The organism is Streptomyces sp. NPDC005791 (assembly GCF_042871485.1).
In the GTDB taxonomy this organism is placed as follows: domain Bacteria; phylum Actinomycetota; class Actinomycetes; order Streptomycetales; family Streptomycetaceae; genus Streptomyces.
The window spans coordinates 131,969-151,972 of sequence record NZ_JBIAIP010000008.1 but is presented as its reverse complement, the minus strand read 5'-3'; the positions used below and the strand labels follow the sequence as shown (position 1 = coordinate 151,972).

Genomic DNA, 20,004 nt, shown 5'->3' with positions numbered 1-20,004 from the left:
AACCCCACTGCCGAACCTCCCGGTACGCGCGCCCGCAGCCGACGCCTTTACCGAGGTGCTACTCACTGAACCTCACTGCTGGGTACTTCCACTGCGGTACTGCTCACGGCAGCCCCTCATCACTGCGGGCCACCCGGTCCGGCCGTCAGCCTCGTCGCCGTCCTGCAACAACCCTGGCTTCGAAACTCCACCACCGCACCGCCCTGCGAACTGCAACTCCGTACTACCGCCCGGCAGTTCGTCCCTGCCAGGCCCTGCTCGATCTCGACTACGAGAGAAACCATAACCACACCGCCCTCCAATGTCTACTCCGACCGAGACAGATTTCCGTGTTCTGGCCTGAGAGATAATCCGCCTGAACCACTACAGGAGCGCACGGGCAGGCAACGGCCGGAGCCGTCTGCTCCGACCGACGCCGCTGCGGCGGCCCCGGCGCCGCACGCCACAGCCTCCCCGTCCGGCTGCGTGGTCGAGCCGCCGGACACATCCCGCAGCCCGGGGCATCATGCGGTTGGCGCACCGCAGGCCGGGGCATAAGCGCCGGGCGGAGGACAGGGCGTTGACGATCCCGGGACCGCCCGGGACCGCCCGGGACCGCCTCGAAGGTCTCGTACCGTTCGTCGCAGCCGAAACCGCCGACACCGTCGTACTGGTCGTCTCGGAGCTCGTCACCAACACCCCGCGTCACGGCGGCGACACCTGCACCCTGGGCCCGACCGCACACCCGGACAGGTTTGTGGACTGTTGTCGTGGGCGGCCGCCTCGAGGGGCACCTGCCGGGGCACACGAGGGAGCCACCGACTGCCGGCCCGGTCACGGAACCGGCCGCTACGCCGCCCGGCAGCCTCACTTCGGAGCTGCTACGCGACCGACGAGCGCCGTGACCGGGCCGCACTGACGCCCCGTCAGACAGTGTCCCCGGAACGCCCCGAGGCGAGCAGCTGCGTCTCCCAGCCGAAGGCGACGCCGGTGGCGCCCCCATGCTGGAGCAGAACCTCGGTCAGGCCCTGGAGCGTCTTCTCACGCGTGTAGTCGCGCTGCCACTCACTCATCACGGCCAGCCAGGTGATCGGCACCACTCCCGCCTGGACCATGCGCCGTACGGCCATCTCATGAGACTCCTTCGACGCGCCGCCCGAGGCGTCGGTGACGACATAGACCTCGAAGCCCTCACCCGCCGCCTGTATCGCCGGCATCGCCACACAGACCTCCGTCCAGAGGCCGGCGATGATCAGCTTCTTTCGCCCGGTCGCCTTGACGGCGTCGACGACGCGCTCGTCCTGCCAGGTGTTGATCCACGTGCGGTCGATCGGCTTCTGCTCCGGGAACACGTCCTGCAGCCCTGGGATGAGGTAGCCGCCGCGCTCCTCCAGCACGGTCGTCAGGATGGTGGGCACGTCGAACACCTTGGCGGCCTTGGCCAGGCCGACAGCGTTGTTCACGATCATCGTGGGTTCGTGGCTGTGCAGGTTGGCGAACTGGAACGGCTGGTGGTCGATCAGGACGACGACGCTCTCCTCGGGCGTCAGCAGTGCCTGCAGTCCGGACTTCGTTTCCTTGCTCATGAGATCCCTTTCCGGGTACTTGCCTTCGCGTGCTCGGGGTGCTCCCCAAGTGGTTGACGCGTCACCTACGTTAGCAGCGATGATGGACGTGTCAACTAGCTGTCCCGCGTTCGCAGTTCACCCTGTTCACGGCCCCGCGACCGCGCCCGTGGAGGCACGCCTGGTCCACCGGATGACGAAGCGGCCGATCACGCCACCCTCGGCGGTCGCGCCGGGAGATGACCGCCCCAGACCCTTGGGGCCCATGACACGGCGGGCCCGGCCTCGCCGAGTCGCCACACCGCCCCCGCAGGCGGATGAGCAACAGACGGCCTCGTTAAGCTGCCCCCATGGACGCACCGCCGCGCTGGCTCGTCGGGGAAGAGAAAGCCGCCTGGGACAACTTCATCCGCATGCAAGAGAAGCTCGTCGGACGGTTGTCCCGCCACGTCCAGTCCGACTCCGGAATGTCCGCATCCGACTACGTCGTGCTGGCCGGCCTCACCGAAAGAGGCGGCGGGCGGATGCGCTTGCTGGATCTGGCCAGACTCGTGGAGTGGGAGAAGAGCCGAATGTCCCACCAGGTCACGCGAATGACGAAACGTGGGCTCCTGGCCAGGGAGGAATGCCCCGACGACGGACGCGGCGCGTTCATCGTCGCCACCCCGGCCGGCTACGAGGCGATCGAAGAGGCCGCCGGCCAGCACGTCGAGCACGTCCGCCGACTGTTCATCGATGCCCTGACACCAAGTCAGCTCCAGACATTGGCCCGTATCTCCGAGCACGTTGTGGAACACATGGAGAAGCAGTCGGACTGACCGGGCGAGGAGACGCGGCTCAGGCCCGGCAGGGGGCGAGGCACGGACCGCGCTCGCGCAGTGCTCCGGCGGCGAAGACGACTTGGACCTACGGGGCGCCGGGACGTCGGGGCGGGGAACCGCCGGGGCAGAAATCCGTCCATCGAGCGGCTCCTTCGGAATGCGCACAGACGGTGGGTTTTCACACGTCGACGGGGCCATGCAGGCCCCGAGAGGCGCCCTGCTCGAAGCACATCACGCCGTGACTCACTGTGCGCATCACCCCGAGGTACCCGCGCCGATGCCGGCGCGGACGCCGGAGACCTCGCGCCGCACCGGGAGAAGTTCCGGCGGCGTCAGCCTGAGTCGCCGGCCAAGTCGCGCACCCCGACCCAAGGGATCGTGGAGCTGCCACCACACCGGCATCTCGGCCGGCACCCGCCCCTCGGCTTTGGCCGGTGCTGCGCACGCTCGTCGGTCGCACCGTGCACCCCCTGCGGGAAGACGCCTCGGCCGTGCCTGCCCGAACGCCGTCTCAACCGGAGCCCCGCACCGCCTCGAGGCACTGGTCGTAGAGGTCTACCGGGTCGAGTCGTCCGTCGTGTCCGGCCCATAGCTCGGTCGCCGTGTCCGCGCAGGCGAAGACCGTCGCGATGACCGCTTTGGCACGCGGGTCGGGGGCCGGACCGGGGGCGGCACCCAGCCGGACCTGGATGACCGGGACGAGTGCGGCCTGCCAGCGCAGGCGCTTCTCGATGTAGCGGGCGTGCAGCGAGGGAGTGTCGAAAATGAGACGGCAGAGTTCCAACGCCCGCTCGGGAGTGTGGTTGGCCGTCAGGAGGACCTCGAAGCCTGCGCGCAGGGCATCCCAGGCGGAGATCTCGGCCGGCTGCTGCTCGACCGTCTGCTTCAGCAGTTCGCCCAGCGCATCCTGATCCCCGCAGACCAGGTCCTCCTTGGTACCGAAGTAGCGGAACAGGGACCGCTGCGAGATCCCCGCCTCCCGGGCGATCTGCGCGATCGTCGTCTGCTCGTAGCCCTGCTCGGCGAACAGGCGAACCGCCGTGTCCAGGATCGCCTGGACGGCTACCTGTCGCGAGCGATCCCACAAAGTCGTCATGGCCATCAGGCTATCGCCTCTGGACAGGAGACGCCTACATGGCATTAACTGCCAGGAAGGCAGCGACTGAAAGAAGGCGACCATGACAGCCGTCGACTACCACGGACAGACCACACTGATCACCGGTGCCAGCGCCGGCCTCGGTGCCGAGTTCGCCCGCCGGCTCGCCGCCCGCGGCTCCGATCTGGTACTGGTCGCCCGCCGCAGAAAACGCCTGGAGGAGCTGGCCTCCGAGCTGCGCGCACACCACCACGTCCAGGTCCACGTCGTGGAGATGGACCTGGCCACGGACAGCCCCGGGCAGGCGCTGGCCGCACAGGTGAGGCGGCTCGGCCTGCACGTCACCAGCGTGATCAACAACGCCGGGTTCGCCACTTTCGGCCCCTTCCACGAGGTGGATCCGGCACGGACGCGCCGGGAGATCGCCGTAGACGTGACGGCCGTGGCCGACATCAGCCGCGCCTTCATCGAGCAACTGCGCGGGGAAGGGCGCGGAGTGCTGGTCAATGTGGCGAGCATGGCCGCCTACCAGCCCAACCCGCGCATGGCCCTCTACGGGGCGACCAAGGCGTTCGTGCTGAGCCTCACCGAAGCGCTGTGGGAGGAGTCACGCGGCACCGGGCTGCGGGTGCTCGCCCTGTCCCCCGGCGCCACCCGGACCGAGTTCTTCGACGTCGTGGGCACCATGCAGGCCGCCGGAGGGAGCAAGCTCGCCTCGCCCGCCGACGTCGTCCGCACCGCACTCGCCGCCCTGGACCGCAGAAACCCGCCCCCCAGCGTCATCGCGGGACGTATGAACCGGGTGGCCGCCGCCCTCACCCGCCGCCTGGCCACCCGACGCCAGGTCATCCGGGTCGTCAGCCGGCTCACCGCCGAGGGGAGATGACGACAGACAGGGAAGCCGTCCTCCTGGAGCACCGTCGGATCGGCGGGCGAACCGCAACCACCCCGCATGACCAAGGAGAAATCTTCGACATCCGGCGCCGCGTCCGTCATCACAACCGGGCACGGCCGGTCGCACGCCTGGCGGTGACGACGACACAGCTCGGTCTCCGGACACGTCGACGAGTACGGCCACCCACCGATCCACCGCCGAGCCGGAGGTATACACATGTCCACTCAACCTGCCGAGTCAGTCACTCCTCCCCTCACCGAGCCCCCGTCGGCGCCGTCCTGATCACGGGCACGGACGCCGGGGTGAGCCGCGCGGTCTTCGACGACTTCGTCTCCAGCCTGGAGTTCTTCACCCACCTGGGCTGCACACCACCGGAGATCTTGGACTTAGTGGTCGAGTTCGTAAGTCCTTCGGGGGTTGACCGCAGAGTCGGTGTAGTGCCTGTGTCCCGACTTGCCGGATCGCCACTGCGTCTTCCCGAAAGGCCGAGTGGCGTCGAGGTTGTCGTGGACACCTCCGCGGGCGTCGCGGCAGACTCCTCGGCATGGTGGACCTGCGCGTTCTTACGAAAAGCGAGTGGCCGTTGTGGCGGGAGGTTCGCCTTGCTGCGCTGGGCGAGGCACCGCAGGCGTTCAAGGCTCGGCTTGCGGACTGGCACAGCGGCGGAGAGGAGCGGTGGCGTGAGCGCTTGGAGATGCCCGACGCCTACAACATCGTTGCGTTGCTGGGTGGTCGAACGGTCGCGGTGGCCAGTGGCCTGCCTGGGGACAGTGGCGCATGCGAACTGAGGTCGGTATGGGTTAGTCCCCAGGCGCGGGGTCGCGGCGTCGGAGACCGGTTGATAGCGGCAGTCGAAGGGTGGGCCCTGCAGTCGGGTGCTACGACGCTGAAACTCGCGGTGATCCCGGGCAACGAGTCGGCCATTGCGCTGTATCAGCGCAACGGCTTCATCATCGCGGAAGAGCTCGGAGACCTGTTGGCCGATGGTCTGACCAGGGAACGGGTGATGGTGAAGGCCCTTCGCTGACGAGACGGCACACGAGCTCGGCGGGTCATTCCGCCTGTTTGTGTGGCTGTAGGAGCCTGGCGTCTGCTCAAATGTCGGGGGTGGTGAGGTAGAGGCTGCAGGCGCAGTCGAGTACGTCTGCGGGAGTACCTGTGGCGCTGCCGCCGAGTAGCAGGGAGTCTTCGTAGCGGTCGCTGCTGGCGTAGTAGAGGGCGAAGCCCCACTTGCCGACGGCGCCGGTGTAGCGCAGCCGCATCAGCTTGACCTTTTCGCCGTCGGCAAGTTCGGCCTCCACGCAGGCGAAGGCGCCGCGGTGGCTGACGTGCAACTGCTCCAGCTGTGGCCAGGCGGTGCGGGCATGCTCGCCGAGGCGCCCCTCCAGCGAGAGCCGGGTGTGTTCCGAAGGCGTGGGCATGGTGTCCATCCTGCATGAGGGGCCGATCGTCGGGTACGGCAGGCTCTGGCCTGTCGTGATCCACTTCTCCCGATCGGCCTGCCTGCCTTGCCCGTTGCCACCGCACGCCCGATAGTCCTGCGCGCCGCCGAGCGCAAGCGGCTGAAGAAGATGGCCTACGGCCACAAGACCGAGTACCGGTTACGCTCGCGTGCGCAGGTGGTGCTGCACGCCGTACGGGGACACTCCAACGCGCGCATCGCGCGGGAAACGGGCCTGCACCTGGACACAGTCCGCTGCTGGCGGGGCCGGTTCGCCGAGCACGGTCTCGGCGGGCTGAGGGACCGCGAGCGGTCCGGGCGGCCGCCGTCGTTCACCGCGCTGTAGGCAGCCCAGGTCAAGGCCCTGGCCTGTCGGCTGCCGGCCGAGACCGGGGTGCCGTTGTCGCGCTGGTCGTGCCCGGAGCTGGCCCGCGAGGTCGTCGCTCGGGCGATCGCCGGCTCGGTCTCCGCCTCCACCGTGCGCCGCTGGCTGGCCGACGACGCGCTCAAGCCCTGGCAGCAGCGCTCCTGGATCTTCATCACCGACCCCGACTTCCGAATCAAGGCTGAGCGGGTGCTCGACCTGTACGCCCGTACCTGGCAGGGCAAGGCGCTCGACGCCGATGAGTACGTCATCAGCGCGGACGAGAAGACCTCCATCCAGGCCCGCTGCCGCTGCCACCCCACCCTCGCCCCCGGCCAGGCCCGCGCGATGCGCGTCAACCACACCTACGGCCGCGGCGGCGCCCTGGCCTACCTGGCTGCCTACGACTTCCACCACGCGAAGGTGCTCGGCCGCACCGAGCCCAAGACCGGCATCGACCCGTTCATGAACCTGGTCGCCCAGGTCATGAGCACCGAGCCGTACGCCAGCGCGAAACGCGTGTTCTGGATCGTCGATAACGGCTCCTCCCACCGAGGCAAGAAGGCTGCCGACCGGCTGACCAGCGCGTTCCCCAACGCGGTCATGGTCCACACCCCGGTCCACGCTTCGTGGCTGAACCAAGTGGAGATCTACTTCTCTGTCGTCCAGCGCAAAGTCGTCTCGCCCAACGACTTCACCGACCTCGCCCAGGTCAGGAACCGGCTCCGAGCCTTCGAAGACCGCTACAACGCCACGGCACAGCCGTTCCAGTGGAAGTTCACCACCTCCGACCTGGACGATCTACTGGCCAGACTCGACCGGGACACCGCCGATCACCCAGAAGAATCCTCCGCCACCCCAGAAGCATGATCAACCCCCGAAGGACTTACGGCGCAGACCACTTAGCCACCTGGCACACGGCCGAGGCACTCGGCCTCACCGACACCGGGACCCTCACCCCGGGACACCGCGCGGACCTGCTGGTCGTCGGGGGGCGACCCCCTGCGGGACCTTCAGGCTCTACGCGACGTACGCCTGGTAATGGCGGCGGGCAGGGTCCATCGGTGACGCCTGACCACGGATCAGCGTTGGTTTGGTCGTTGACACTACGCACTCCGCCCCCGGTCCGCGGTTCCTTCAAGTGCGATAGATATGACGAGGTTGCTGCAACGGTTTGCGCCGCCGTCGTCACGCCCCGATGAATCCTCGGTCAGCCGCGCATGCCCGGCCAGACGCGCTTCATATGATGGACACCCTCAAACTACGGCGCCTTGTTCTGTGGCTTGGACGGGCCACGCTCTCGACTCCAACGAGCCGGGATGGCAGCTCCCGTGATCACTGGAAAGGTACAGAGGGACGCCCAGCGGAGTACTTTCCCCCGTGCCAATGGTCCGGTCAGCACGCCACAGCCGAAGTGGCCCGGGAGGTTGAGCCTTCCCTTTCGAACGTCATCCGAGCGTCAAGAATCTCCGAACGACACCTCGAAGGCATCGCCGATGTAAGCGTCCTCCTCATGAATCCGCAGGTCAGCAGCATTTCGAGGGTCCGTCCGTCCACTCGACCCGCTGCACGGAGGAAAACAGGTCGAGCGACCCACCCGAACAACGAAACCGCAGGTCAGGCGCCCTTTTCAGCTGGCTCCAAAATCGCCACGCACTCCACGTGGTGCGTCATCGGAAGCATGTCGGGATTCCTCAGCCAGAGAAAACCGCAGGTGAGAGCGCCTTTCCCCACACCGGAACAGCTCACCCCCGGGCCGGAGCGTCATATGAGCGTCACCGCGGCCCCCTCTGACGCCGCCATCCGCCCCCTCCCGGCCACTTCAGCCGCCCTCGCCCGGCTGCGTGATGCCTCGCCACCCGCGAGCGCGGTCATGTGCACCCGCACCGCGCCCTTGATCAGCCCGCCATCAACCCGCCTCGGTCAAGGCTTCGTGCGCGGCGGCGAGGATCTCCCCGGAGAGCGGGGAGCCCTTGGTGGCCCGGGACAGGACCAGCGCACCGAACCGGGTGCAGAGGCGGACGATGCCTTCCTGGTCGTCTCCGGCCAGGAAATCGGCGAAGTCGGCCACTCCCTCGACCTAGGCGCGACGGGCCTCGCCCCGCCCTCGCGCGCGATATCGGTGGCGAGCGCGGCGACTGGGCTGTCGTCCGCCGGGTCGTCGCGGTGCTCGACGGAGAGGTAGGGCCTTGACCCAAGGCCGGGTGGCGAATGGACTGCCCATCTCCCCCGAACCAGCCCGCGGATCACCTCGGTCGGCGAGCTGCGGCACCCGCACCTGGTCCCGTGGCCTATGCGCCCAAGGCACGGACTTGGCCGGGTCGCGGGGCTCCCGGACCCAGGGCTTCGCCTGCGGCGCTTCGGAGTGTGCTGAGCGGATTGTGGAGAACGTCCTCAGTCGGCACAGGGTGTTCCGCACGCACTATGTCGGGCAGGGGCCCTGGCCATGGCATACGAGAATCGGGGCGGAGCGAGGGTGACAGGACGGCTGCGGCCGGACCGGCTGGCGGTCGGTGACCACGCACACCACGTCAGCCTCGCACTGGAGGAGCCCGCACCAGCCTCATTCTCGTCGACCAGGCCCACCACCTGCACGGTCCGGGCTGGTCCAAAGCGGTGGTCGCCGACACCCTGGACTTCTTGTGCGACAGAGTGCCGGCCACCTTCGTCCAGGCGGCTCTCGGCGCACCGGACCTGCTGGCCGTCCCTGACCAGCGCCCCGCACCGCCGCTTGCTGCCGGTGAGGCCGGCCGACCCTCCCGAGGACGAGGGCCGGACACAGCTCCTGCGCAACGCCGAGCAAACGCTTCGGCTGAGCGCGCATACGGGTCCCCGCCCATGACACCTCCGCCGCGCTTCAGGCCAGTGCGTTCTGACGTGCGGTAGTTCCCGCAGAGTATGCCGACCCGGAACACTCCGGAAGCACTTCCGTCACATTGCGATGGCCAGTAGTGGCTCACAGCGACACGACACTGCCGAGGTCGGACCGACTCCCCCGCTTGGCGGGCGGCCTGGACGACTCCCTTGTGATCGGAGCGTCAAACGAGCGTCACGGCCGAGGCTTACCAGCCCTCACTCAACAAGTGCTTGCTGCAGACCCGCACACCCGTTGGAGGCCGGCGCAAGGCTCGGACCTTGACCAGAGGGCCCGTTGGCAGGTGTGGGCCGAATCCGCTGGCCCCACAGTCGGTGGTGGTGACCGAGGTGGCGGGGCGAGCGGAGCCGAAAGGCACCACCAGGGCGCACCCCGGGGAGGACCTCGCACGATCTGGGCGGCCCCCACGGTTATAAGGCGGAGGTCTCCACCAAAGCCCGTACTGCGGGCGGATGGTGTGCGTAAAGTAACACCGGGGAAAGGCAGCGACACCATGTGTGGCACGCCGTCGAGCAGGGAATTCGGGGGCTGACCGTGGCCGCTGTGCGGGAGATCGATGTCCTGGAGGCGTCGCAGGCGCGGGTGCACGCGAGCGACGGGGAAGTCGTCGGGGCCGCGTTTCTGGTCGCCGAGGACGTGCTGTGCACCTGTGCGCACGTCGTCACCAGAGCGCTTGGGTTGCCCGGGGCCGAGGAACCGTCAGAGTCGGCCGTCGAGTTCGACTTCCCCCTGCTCCCTGGCCGTCCCCGCATGCGCGCGACCGTGAAGTCCTGGCGTACGGGCGGCGCCGATGTCGCGCTGCTGCGGCTCGACGAGCCGGTCGAGGGCACCCGGCCCGCGCCGCTGGTCGACGGGACGGGGGTGTGGGGGCATGCCTTCCGGGCGATGGGCTTTCCGGCCGGCGCGAGTCAAGGCGTCTGGGTGTACGGGACGCTGCGCGCCGAGACGGGGGCCGGTTGGCTGCAGATGGAAACCGAGGAGCCCGGCCCACGCATCGCGGAGGGCTTCAGTGGTGCGCCGGTCTGGGACGAAACGCAGAACGGCGTCGTCGGCATGACGGTCACCGCCCACCTGGGAGAGCGCACCGCGTACCTGTTGCCCTCGGCGGACCTGGTCGACGAGACGACGCTGAAGCCGCGTTGCCCGTTCCAGGGACTGGCCGCGTTCACCGAGGAGGATGCCGAGTTCTTCCACGGCCGGGCCGCCGACACCGAACGACTCATCGACGCCGTGCTCAGGCGTCCCCTGACGCTGGTGGCCGGGCCGTCAGGGTGCGGCAAGTCTTCCCTCGTACATGCCGGGGTACTGCGCCGACTGCGTGCGGCCGGGGCGGACGTGACGGAGCTGCGGCCCATTCCAGGCACGCGCCCTACCTCTGTCGTCGCGCGAGCGTTGGTCGGCGTGCTCGAACCGGAGCTGGGTGAGATCGAACGTCTCGCCAGAGCGGAGACACTGGTCGGCTTGCTCGACACGGGCGACGGCATCACCACCGAACTGCGCGCCAAGGTGCTGGCCCGGAGCAGTAACTTCCGGCACGTCCTCTTCGTGGACCAGCTCGAAGAGTACGTAGGCGCCGACCCTGCCGCAGGCCGTACGCTCTTCGGCCTGCTGGCCGACCTGGCGGGCGGGGAACTGCGGGTCGTGGCGACCGCACGACCCGACTCGCTCGACGTCCTGAACACGGCCGGCACATCGGACCTCGTCAGCGACGCCGTCCAGTTCCTTGCGCCGCTGGCCGCGGAGAACCTTGAGCAGGCGGTGACGGCCCCGGTCGACGCGACACCCGGGTTGTGGTTCGAAGCGGGCCTGCCGGAGCGGATCGTCGCCGACGCGGGCAACGAACCCGGCCGTATGCCGCTGGTCCAGTTCGCGCTGACAGAGCTGTGGCAACGTCGCAGCCGCGCCATGCTCACACACGCGGCGTACGACGACCTGGGCGGTGTCGCGGGCGCCCTTGTCGGCTACGCCGACCAGACCTTCGAACAGCTGCCGAGCTCGGAACAGAGCCGTGCCCAGCGGCTCTTCATCCAGCTCGCCCGCCCTGGTCAAGGCGGGACATTCACCCGCAGGCCCACCCCCACGGCGGACCTCGCCCCGGAACTCGTCGCGGTCGCGCGCAGGCTCGCCCCCGGCAAGCTCGTCGTCCTCTCCCGCGCTCCGGGCGGCGACGAACGCGAAGAGCTCGTCGACCTGGCACACGAGGCGCTGACAACCCACTGGCCTCTGCTCCTGGGCTGGCTCACCGAATCCCGCGACTTCCGTCGCCGGCAGGAGCAGGTGCGCGCCGACCTCGCCCGTTGGCACACCCAGCAGCGCGAGCCCGCCCGTCTCCTCAGCGGCACGGACCTGGCCGAGGCGGAGCGTTGGCTGAAGACGCATCCTGCCCCGGACGACATCTCGGCGGCCGAACGGGAGTACGTCCGCCTCAGCGGGAACCATGCCCGTCGCGGAGCCCGACTGCGGCAGGCCGCCATGGCGGCACTGGGCGTGCTGACCGTCCTCGCGGTCGTCCTGTCTTTCACCACATATCAGAATCTCCAGCGTGCCGAGGAACACCTCCGTGCCCAGGCAGCCGGACTCCTTGCCCAGGCCACGGACAGGCGCCCGCCCCACGATGCGGCGGCGGCCCTGCAACTGGCTCTCGCAGCCTGGCACACGGGGCATACCCCGGACACCCGGCAAGCGCTCATGAACCAATACGTGCGAGCGCAGTACGTCACCGCCACCTATCCGTCCCTCTGGCGCGGCAACGTCAGCAGTCTGTACGCGAGCGAGGACGGCCGGACGTTGGTGGCGGCATCGAAGCCGTCGGGCGGCGAACAGTCGACCCTCACCGTGGTCACGGGAGCCCTCGGAGGCACACCCCATGTGCGGGAGCTCAGTGGTGTCCCCAAGGGCGCGCTGAAGATTGAGGTGAGCCCCGACGGGCGCTTCGTTGCCGCCCACGGCGCGGGAGGTGTCCACCTGTGGCGGACGGGCGGGGGAGGCGCTAAAAGCCCGGCCGTCCTTGAGCCGGGCCCTTACGAACTCCCCGAACGGGTCGAGGTCGGCTTGGACTTCAGCAGCGACAGCAGGCGGCTACTGCTGGCGATCGGCTCCTTCGACGGGTGCGCCACTAGCGGCAGCGAATGCACTTCGGCCTTCGTCAACATGTGGGAGACCGACTCCGGCGACCGGATGCGGGTGAGCAACCGAATCGTGCTCAGGCACGACCTCAACGACGTCGCGTTCACCCGGGACGCGGACTCGGCGGTGATTGTCCATTCCGATGGTGACGGGACCGCCATCCAGGTGCGGGACCTGGAATCCGGGCATCGGCTCTACTCGAGACGGGTGACCACTTCCCCCAGTCTGGAGACGGAGCTACGGGCGGGCGGCGAGATCGTCGTCAACGGGGAGACACGCAGGGCGCTGGCGCTGGGCCGGACGCCCGGACGTCCGTACGAGGTTCTCGGCGGCCAGCTCGCGGACGCCACTACCCGTTACACCGTCGCGTACCCCACCCTCAGTGACGAGGCGGAGGAAAAGGGGGGCTACGCCGAGCAAGTGCTGATCGATGTACGTACTGGTCACACCTTCCGTACGCGCGTCCCCGACTCGGGCGACGCGTCTGTGCTCGGGTCGGGCGTCGCAGTCGTCCCGAGGGAGGGCGGCGGGCTGACGGTTCTGGCGGCCGTGGGGTCGGATCTGTTGGAGCTCCGTGCCGAGCCGGTCGGCGGCAAGCGCTTCGGGCCCAATTATGGGGACGGCAATGAGGCGCTGTCTCCGAACGGGCAATTCCTGGCCCGGGTCGACGAGAACCGGCTCGAGATTCTTGACGCGTCCCGGGAGCGATTGCGGTCGGTTCACCTCCCCGAAGCGGCCCCTTCGGGTGAGTGGGAACAGACGTGGACCGCGGACTCCCAGCACCTCGTGCTGTGGGGACGCGACGGTCGCCTGAACCGGTCGTATGCGATGGGCGACACCGGTTCACGGTCTCTTCCCCTGGACGACGCGTTGCGGGACTTCGACCAGGTCCGGGACGTGGTTGGTATCGGCGGCAGTGAGGTCGCCGTGATCTCCGACGACGCCGACATCGCGCGGATCGACGCGGCCGACGGAGAGGTGACAACACAGCCCTTCTCCGTCCATCAGCCCGCGGACGACAACATGAGTCTGAACGGTGTCTGGGGTGGACACCGGCTCGTGGCCAGGCCGAAGCACCCCGGACAGGTCGCAGTCGTCACGGCAGAAGGCGCGGAGCGTGGTGAGATCCTGCTGTGGGACCTGCGCGGCCCCCGACGCGTCGACGTACTACGTGGTTCCCCCGTCGCTTCTTTCGCCGAGCATTTGATGGACGGCCCGTACCGCGCGAAGTTCGCCTTCAATCCGTCGGGCACGCACCTCGCGGTCGTCAACCAGGATTCTCTGGCGCGGATCTGGGACGTGCCGAACCGGAAGCAGTCCACGCGCGGCGTGCCCTGGACGACGGAGGATGGCCTTGCCGGGCTCACGCCGGACAGGGTGGTCGTCACCTATCGTGGCGGGCGATTCCATTTTCTCGACCCGGCCCACCGCGGAAGCGACCTCGCGGTCCCGGCCGTGACGGGCATGGGCCAGGTCGACGGGCACCAACTGGTCGTCGACTCGGGCACCGTGCGACAGAACTTCGACCTGCGGCCCGAGGTGCAGTTCCGTGCACTCTGCGACGCCGTGGGGCGGGACTACACCGAGGCCGAACGAGAACTGCTGCCTGAGGGCACACCTGATGAACCGCCATGTTCCTGACCACACGCCCAAGCTAGGAGCTGCCTTGACCGACCTTCAGCAGTCGCAACTCAACCTGGAAGACGGGACCGCGGTCCGGTTTGTCCTGGAGGAGGAAATCAGCCCCGTCACCAACGGCATGAGCCCCGCCGTACCTGTGTCCCGCCCGGGACGGACCGCCCCCGCGCTCGCCACCAACGCACTGCGCGCCACTCTCAAGCCGCTCGGTCCCCTGGTGCAGGGGGTGCACGACGCGATCAGCACTGCATCGACGCCGCCCAGCGAGATCACCGTCACCTTCGGGGTGCAGGTCGGGCAGGATCTCAAGCTCGGCATCGTGAACGGCAGCGGACAGGCCCACTTGACGGTGACAGCCACATGGCGCCCGGAAGGAACAAATGGCGAGGCACAGGGCTTGCTTCACTGAGCCACAAGTGCCTTCGCCCCTCTCGGCAGCACTTCCTGATCGAGGGCACGCCCGCAACGGGCCGGCCGCTCATCGGAGACGTTCACAATGGCCTGGCTGAGGGCGTCCTTAGCCAGGCCGCGCTCGGGGCCCGGCGCCCGCTTGGGCCGGATCATGACCTGCCACGGGAACAGGAATTCCGATGGCTCGAGTTTTTCTAGCCAGGCGGCTGGCCCAGAGCCCCGCCGCGAGCGTCATCTGGGTCAAGAAGCGCCGAACGCGCCCCTGAAGGCGCCCCCGATGCGGGCGTCTCCCCCATAAATTCGCAGGTCAGGCAGCCTGCAAGGGTCGATCCGTCCGCTCGACCGCTACACGGAGGGAAACGGGTCGAGCAATCCGCCTGGATCATAAAACCGCAGGTCAGGCGTCCTTCTTGACGGGCTCCAGGATGGCCACGCACTCAACATGCGACGTCATCGGGAACAGGTCGAACGCCCGCAGCGTCCGCACCTTGTACCCCCCGTCCCGGAAGTACGCCAGGTCCCGCGCCAGCGCCGCCGGGTCGCACGCCACGTACGCGATGCGGCGCGCGCCGAGGGTCGAGAGCTGCTTGACGACCTGCTTGCCCGCGCCCGCGCGGGGCGGGTCCAGGACGATCAGGTCGCATTCCGTGATGCCCGTGCGCGGCAGCACCTGGTCGACCTTGCCGTGTTCGACACGGACCCGGTCCAGGTCCTTCAGGTTGTGCCGGGCGTCCTCGACCGCGCGCTTGCCGGACTCGATGCCCAGCACCGCGCCCTTCTCGCCGATCCGCTGGCCGATGGCGCCGGCGAACAGGCCGACACCGCAGTAGAGGTCGAGCGCCGTGTCGTTCTTGCGGGGCAGCAGGCCCTGCATGACCGCGCGGACCAGCGTGTCGGCCGCCTGCGGGTGCACCTGCCAGAAGCCGCCCGAGCCGACCCGGTACGTACGGTCGTCGGCGCGCTCGCGCACGAAGGCGCGGCCGTGGACGCGGTGGACGCCGCCGTCCTTCTCGTCCACGCGCATCACGGAGACCGGCTTGTCCAGCTCGACCAGCGGGAGGCGGCCGCCCTCGCGCGGGGTCAGGATGACCTGGCGGTCGTGGGAGCCGGTGGCGGAGATGGCCTCCACCGCCGCCATCTGCGGCCAGTCCTGCTTCTCGATGCCGAGCTCGGAGACGCCGGGGGCGGCGATCAGGCAGTGGTCGATCGGCTGGACCTCGTGCGAGCGGTGCTTGCGCAGTCCGGCCAGGCCGTCCTGGTCGATCGCGTACTGGACGCGGGTACGCCAGGCCGGGACCTGGCCCGGCGGGAGCTTGTCGCCCTCAGCCGGCATGACCGTGCCGTCCCAGCCGGCCTCCTCGGGCGTGAGGCCCGCGAGGCGCTGGAGCTGCTCGGCGATCACTTCGCCCTTGAGCCGGCGCTGGGCGCCGGGCTTGGCGTGCTGCCAGTCGCAGCCGCCGCACTTGCCGGGGCCGGCGTAGGGGCAGGGAGCCTCGACCCGGTCCTTGGATGCCTCGACGACCGTGACCGCGTCGGCGCGCAGGAAGCGTGAGTCACTGTCGCCCTCGGTGACCCGGGCGACGACCTTCTCGCCGGGGAGGGTGTGGCGCACGAAGAGCACCTGGCCCTCGGACGTGCGGGCGATGCAGTGGCCGCCGTGGGCGACGGGGCCGACCTCGACCTCGTACTCCCGGCCGATCAGGGACTCCCCTGCCTGCGACTCTGCCTGAGGCTCCCCGGCCTGCGACGAGGTGGATTCGTTCTGCATGAGGGGGTGGCTCCAGAGGTCAGGAAGAAGGGGCCGGTGAACGGCCGGACAACAGCCCACCAGTCTACGTGGACGGAAGCCGGCCGCTTACCACAGGAGGAGCGCCGAGTCAGCCCTTGTGGCCGGTTTCCTTGTGATGCCGCCGTTCGACGGGCCCGCGCCGGACCGCGCCAGGGGCGTTCCAGTCGGCCCGCTTCCTGGCCCGCACCTTCGCGGCCTCGGAGGACTCCAGCTGGTACGGCACCGAGGTCACCATCACGCCCGGGGTGAAGAGGAGCCTGCCCTTCAGCCGCAGTGCGCTCTGGTTGTGCAGCAGGTGCTCGTACCAGTGGCCGACGACGTATTCGGGGATGTAGACACTGATCACATCGCGCGGACGGTCCTTGCGCAGGCCCTTCACGTACTCGATGACCGGGCGGGTGACCTCACGGTAGGGCGAGTCGAGGATCTTCAGCGGGATGTCGATGCCCCGCCGTTCCCAGTCGTCCCTGAGGGCCTTGGTCTCCTCCGGGTCGACGCTGATGGAGAGCGCCTCCAGGTGGTCCGAGCGCACCAGCTTGGCGTACGCGAGGGCGCGCAGCGTGGGCCGGTGCAGCTTGGAGACCAGAACGATCGAGTGGACGCGAGAGGGCCGGATGCTGTCGTCGGGCCGGGTCTCCGGCGCGGCGATCTCCTCCGCGACGCGGTCGTAGTGCTTGCGGATCGCCGTCATCGTGCCGAAGAAGATCACCATGCCGAGCAACGCGACCCAGGCGCCGTGGGTGAACTTGGTCGCGAGGACGACGACCAGGACCAGGCCGGTGAAGAACGCGCCGAAGGTGTTGATCGCGCGGGAGCGGATCATGCGCCGGCGCTGCGCCGGGTCCTTCTCGGTACGCAGATGGCGGTTCCAGTGCCGCACCATGCCGGTCTGGCTGAGCGTGAAGGAGACGAAGACGCCGACGATGTAGAGCTGGATGAGCCGCGTCGAGTCCGCTCCGTAGATCCAGACGAGCAGGATCGCCGCTCCGGCCAGCAGCACGATGCCGTTGGAGAAGGCCAGCCGGTCGCCGCGGGTGTGCAGCTGGCGGGGCAGGTAGCGGTCCTGGGCCAGGATCGAACCGAGCAGCGGGAAGCCGTTGTACGCGGTGTTCGCGGCGAGGAAGAGCACGAGAGCGGTGGCCGCCGCCAGGAACACGAAGAGGAATGTTCCGTCGCCGAAGACCGCCGCGGCGACCTGGGAGATGACCGGGTCCTGGGTGAAGCTCTCGCCGACCGCGGCACCGTTGTGGATGAGGTCCTTCGCCGGGTTCTCGGCCATCTTCACGTCGGTGGCCATGGCGAGGCCGATGATGCCGCAGAACATGGTGACGGCCAGCAGGCCCATGGCAGCGAGTGTGGTCGCGGCGTTCCTGCTCTTCGGCTTGCGGAAGGCGGGAACACCGTTGCTGATCGCCTCGACGCCCGTGAGGGCCGCGCAGCCGGAGGAGAAGGCGCGCAGGAGCAGGAAGACGAGGGCGAAGCCGGCGAGACCCTGGTGCTCGGGCTTGATCTCGTAGTCCGAGGTGGGGGCGTGCATGGTCTCGCCGAGGGCCAGCCCCCGGAACGCGCCCCAGAGGATCATGGCGAAGACCCCGGCCACGAAGAGATAGGTCGGGATGGCGAAGAGCTTGCCGGACTCCTTGACGCCGCGCAGGTTCATCAGGGTCAGCAGGACGATGGCCCCTATGGCGCAGAACGTCTTGTGCTCGATGACGAAGGGGATGGCGGAGCCGAGGTTCTCCACGCCGGAGGAGATCGACACGGCGACGGTGAGGACGTAGTCGACCAGGAGGGCGCTGGCGACGGTCAGGCCGGCCTTGGGGCCGAGGTTGGTGTTGGCGACCTCGTAGTCGCCTCCGCCGCTCGGGTACGCACGCACGTTCTGCCGGTACGAGGCGACGACGGTGAACATCAGGACGACGACCGCGGCCGCGATCCACGGGCTGAAGTGGTACGCCGACACGCCCGCGATGGACAGCACGAGGAGGACTTCTCCGGGTGCGTACGCAACGGAGGACAGCGGGTCGGAGGCGAAGACGGGGAGCGCGATGCGCTTGGGGAGGAGCGTTTCCCCCAGCTTGTCGCTGCGCAGCGCCCGGCCGATCAGGATCCGTTTGGGCACGTCGGTCAGTTTGGACACGGTGAGGATCGTAAGCGCTGTCGGGACACGCCGCCGAGGCACCACCCCCTCGGAACCCGGAAAACCTTCATAGTTACCCGTCCTCACCGGAAAAGTCCATGGAATCCTTAACGAAATTTTTGCGGGGCGGGCGGGGCCCGGGGCTGTGGCCGCTCCCCTTTTGCTCATCGTCCGGTGGGATACGCACACTCGGACGAGGCGGCGCGGGCGTCGCCCGGATGAGGCGGTGCGTACGTCGCCGCATAAGCTCATCCACGGGCAGCCCCGCAGGTGGTTGCCCCATTGTTTGCCCCGCAAGCTGAGAGAGAAGTGTGAGCAGGGTGTATTCGCAGGTCATCCGGACGACCAGGACGGCGAGGTAGGCGCGAGGTGCACATCGTCATCATGGGCTGCGGGCGCGTCGGAGCCGCTCTCGCGCAGACCCTGGAGCAGCAGGGGCACACGGTCGCCGTGATCGATCAGGACCCCACGGCGTTCCGTCGCCTCGGTTCCGGCTTCGGCGGCAGGCGGGTCAACGGCGTCGGCTTCGACCAGGACACCCTGCGTGAGGCGGGGATCGAGGAGGCCGGAGCGTTCGCGGCCGTCAGCAGCGGCGACAACTCCAACATCATCGCCGCCCGGGTGGCCCGCGAGATGTTCGGCATCGAGAACGTCGCGGCGCGCATCTACGACCCGCGGCGTGCCGAGGTCTACCAGCGGCTGGGGATCCCCACCGTCGCGACGGTCCGCTGGACGGCCGACCAGATGCTGCGGCGGCTGCTGCCGTCGGGCGCGGAGCCGCTGTGGCGCGACCCGAGTGGCGGTGTGCAGCTCGCCGAGGTGCACACGACGCCGTCCTGGATCGGACACAAGATCAGCACGCTGCAGGAGGAGACGGGCGTCCGCGTCGCCTTCCTCACACGGTTGGGTGAGGCCATACTGCCCACGTCGCAGACGGTTCTGCAGGAGGGCGACCTCGTCCACGTGATGATGCGTACGGACGAGATCGCGAAGGTCGAGGAGGCCTTTGCCGAAGGTCCCGAGGAGGGCGGTCACTGATGCGCGTCGCGATTGCCGGGGCCGGTGCGGTGGGCCGTTCCATCGCGGCCGAGCTCCTGGAGAACGGGCACGAGGTGCTGCTGATCGACAAGGCGCCGACCGCCATCTCGGTGGAACGGGTCCCGATGGCCGAGTGGCTCCTCGCGGACGCCTGTGAGATCACGTCGCTCGACGAGGCGGCGCTCCAGCGGTGCAACGTCGTGATCGCCGCGACGGGTGACGACAAGGTGAATCTGGTCGTCTCGCTGCTCGCGAAGACCGAGTACGGCGTGCCGAGGGTCGTCGCCCGGGTGAACAACCCGAAGAACGAGTGGTTGTTCAACGAGTCCTGGGGGGTCGATGTCGCGGTCTCCACACCGCGTCTGATGTCCGCCCTGGTCGAGGAGGCGGTGAGCGTCGGCGATCTCGTCCGGCTGCTGCGCTTCAGCCACGGCGACGCCAACCTGGTCGAGCTGACACTGCCCCCGGAGTCGGCGATGGCCGGCACCCGGGTGAGCGAGGTGGCCTGGCCCGAGGACACGTCGCTCGTCACGATCATCCGCGGGACGCGGGTGCTGACGCCGAGCCCCGAGGAGACCCTGGAGGCCGGTGACGAACTGCTGTTCGTGGCCGCGCAGGCGCGCGAGGAGCAGCTGGAGGATCTGCTGTCGGTCCGCCGCGAGCCCGCCGAGGACTGAGCAGCCGTGCGTGCGTGAGGGGCCCCGGGCCCGGCCCCCCCCGGGCCGGGGCCCCCAACCAACCGTGGCAAAGAGGGGGGGGGGTAGGGGCCACCGGGGCGCGGGCGGGGTGGGCCCCGATGGGGGCCGACACCGCCAGCCCCCCGGCT

The 20,004-nt window shown here is 68.9% G+C and carries 13 protein-coding genes and 2 pseudogenes; 9 read left to right on the top strand and 6 right to left on the bottom strand.

Going from position 1 to position 20,004, the window contains the following annotated elements:
• Positions 1 to 905: 905 nt before the first annotated feature.
• Positions 906 to 1,565: a hydrolase gene (locus ACFYSH_RS17750; protein ID WP_359466003.1), complete on the bottom strand. Its 660-nt coding sequence runs from the start codon at positions 1,563 to 1,565 to the stop codon at positions 906 to 908.
• 329 nt (positions 1,566 to 1,894) lie between these two features.
• Between ACFYSH_RS17750 and ACFYSH_RS17745 the strand changes: the two genes are divergently transcribed.
• A complete protein-coding gene (locus tag ACFYSH_RS17745; RefSeq protein WP_359466005.1) occupies positions 1,895 to 2,362 on the top strand; it encodes a MarR family transcriptional regulator in 468 nt (155 codons plus the stop codon).
• Positions 2,363 to 2,876: 514 nt separating this feature from the next.
• On the opposite strand, the gene ACFYSH_RS17740 is transcribed toward ACFYSH_RS17745, so the two are convergent.
• Positions 2,877 to 3,461, bottom strand: a complete 585-nt coding sequence (locus ACFYSH_RS17740) for a TetR family transcriptional regulator (protein WP_359466007.1) — start codon at positions 3,459 to 3,461, stop codon at positions 2,877 to 2,879.
• Between the two features lie 82 nt (positions 3,462 to 3,543).
• On the opposite strand from ACFYSH_RS17740, the gene ACFYSH_RS17735 reads away from it, so the two are divergent.
• A complete protein-coding gene (locus tag ACFYSH_RS17735; RefSeq protein ID WP_388753435.1) occupies positions 3,544 to 4,347 on the top strand; it encodes an SDR family NAD(P)-dependent oxidoreductase in 804 nt (267 codons plus the stop codon).
• Positions 4,348 to 4,900: 553 nt separating this feature from the next.
• Entirely contained in the window at positions 4,901 to 5,383 is a 483-nt protein-coding gene (locus ACFYSH_RS17730; RefSeq protein WP_388753432.1) for a GNAT family N-acetyltransferase, read from the top strand.
• Between the two features lie 67 nt (positions 5,384 to 5,450).
• Here ACFYSH_RS17730 and ACFYSH_RS17725 read toward each other — a convergent pair whose 3' ends face one another.
• Complete coding sequence (locus tag ACFYSH_RS17725) at positions 5,451 to 5,777, bottom strand: hypothetical protein (protein ID WP_388753429.1); 327 nt, start codon at positions 5,775 to 5,777, stop codon at positions 5,451 to 5,453.
• An 87-nt stretch (positions 5,778 to 5,864) separates the two neighbouring features.
• Between ACFYSH_RS17725 and ACFYSH_RS17720 the strand changes: the two genes are divergently transcribed.
• A complete protein-coding gene (locus ACFYSH_RS17720; RefSeq protein ID WP_388753426.1) occupies positions 5,865 to 6,143 on the top strand; it encodes a helix-turn-helix domain-containing protein in 279 nt (92 codons plus the stop codon).
• Positions 6,144 to 6,158: 15 nt separating this feature from the next.
• Positions 6,159 to 7,031, top strand: a pseudogene (locus ACFYSH_RS17715) (IS630 family transposase); the annotation flags it as partial.
• 1,039 nt (positions 7,032 to 8,070) lie between these two features.
• Here ACFYSH_RS17715 and ACFYSH_RS17710 read toward each other — a convergent pair.
• Positions 8,071 to 8,345, bottom strand: a pseudogene (locus tag ACFYSH_RS17710) (TetR/AcrR family transcriptional regulator); the annotation flags it as partial.
• A gap of 1,234 nt (positions 8,346 to 9,579) precedes the next feature.
• Between ACFYSH_RS17710 and ACFYSH_RS17705 the strand changes: the two are divergent.
• Positions 9,580 to 13,803 (top strand): trypsin-like peptidase domain-containing protein, encoded by a 4,224-nt coding sequence (locus tag ACFYSH_RS17705; RefSeq protein ID WP_388753423.1) that lies wholly within the window; start codon positions 9,580 to 9,582, stop codon positions 13,801 to 13,803.
• 25 nt (positions 13,804 to 13,828) lie between these two features.
• Complete coding sequence (locus tag ACFYSH_RS17700; RefSeq protein ID WP_388753421.1) at positions 13,829 to 14,209, top strand: CU044_2847 family protein; 381 nt, start codon at positions 13,829 to 13,831, stop codon at positions 14,207 to 14,209.
• A 399-nt stretch (positions 14,210 to 14,608) separates the two neighbouring features.
• Here ACFYSH_RS17700 and ACFYSH_RS17695 read toward each other — a convergent pair whose 3' ends face one another.
• A complete protein-coding gene (locus tag ACFYSH_RS17695; protein WP_388753418.1) occupies positions 14,609 to 15,979 on the bottom strand; it encodes a class I SAM-dependent RNA methyltransferase in 1,371 nt (456 codons plus the stop codon).
• A 109-nt stretch (positions 15,980 to 16,088) separates the two neighbouring features.
• Complete coding sequence (locus ACFYSH_RS17690; protein WP_359466015.1) at positions 16,089 to 18,140, bottom strand: APC family permease; 2,052 nt, start codon at positions 18,138 to 18,140, stop codon at positions 16,089 to 16,091.
• A 369-nt stretch (positions 18,141 to 18,509) separates the two neighbouring features.
• Between ACFYSH_RS17690 and ACFYSH_RS17685 the strand changes: the two genes are divergently transcribed.
• Together ACFYSH_RS17685 and ACFYSH_RS17680 are read left to right on the top strand one after the other, a co-directional pair.
• Positions 18,510 to 19,178: a TrkA family potassium uptake protein gene (locus ACFYSH_RS17685; protein ID WP_359466017.1), complete on the top strand. Its 669-nt coding sequence runs from the start codon at positions 18,510 to 18,512 to the stop codon at positions 19,176 to 19,178.
• Positions 19,178 to 19,855: a TrkA family potassium uptake protein gene (locus ACFYSH_RS17680; RefSeq protein ID WP_359466019.1), complete on the top strand. Its 678-nt coding sequence runs from the start codon at positions 19,178 to 19,180 to the stop codon at positions 19,853 to 19,855. The genes ACFYSH_RS17685 and ACFYSH_RS17680 overlap by 1 nt, the downstream gene beginning before the upstream one ends.
• Positions 19,856 to 20,004 lie beyond the last annotated feature (149 nt).

What these genes read in the sequence shown, in the direction of transcription:
- ACFYSH_RS17735 (WP_388753435.1), top strand. Translation starts at nt 3,544, where the DNA reads ATGACAGCCGTCGACTACCACGGACAGACCACACTGATCACCGGTGCC.
- ACFYSH_RS17740 (WP_359466007.1), bottom strand. Translation starts at nt 3,461, where the DNA reads ATGACGACTTTGTGGGATCGCTCGCGACAGGTAGCCGTCCAGGCGATC.
- ACFYSH_RS17750 (WP_359466003.1), bottom strand. Translation starts at nt 1,565, where the DNA reads ATGAGCAAGGAAACGAAGTCCGGACTGCAGGCACTGCTGACGCCCGAG.
- ACFYSH_RS17680 (WP_359466019.1), top strand. Translation starts at nt 19,178, where the DNA reads ATGCGCGTCGCGATTGCCGGGGCCGGTGCGGTGGGCCGTTCCATCGCG.
- ACFYSH_RS17730 (WP_388753432.1), top strand. Translation starts at nt 4,901, where the DNA reads ATGGTGGACCTGCGCGTTCTTACGAAAAGCGAGTGGCCGTTGTGGCGG.
- ACFYSH_RS17725 (WP_388753429.1), bottom strand. Translation starts at nt 5,777, where the DNA reads ATGCCCACGCCTTCGGAACACACCCGGCTCTCGCTGGAGGGGCGCCTC.
- ACFYSH_RS17745 (WP_359466005.1), top strand. Translation starts at nt 1,895, where the DNA reads ATGGACGCACCGCCGCGCTGGCTCGTCGGGGAAGAGAAAGCCGCCTGG.
- ACFYSH_RS17695 (WP_388753418.1), bottom strand. Translation starts at nt 15,979, where the DNA reads ATGCAGAACGAATCCACCTCGTCGCAGGCCGGGGAGCCTCAGGCAGAG.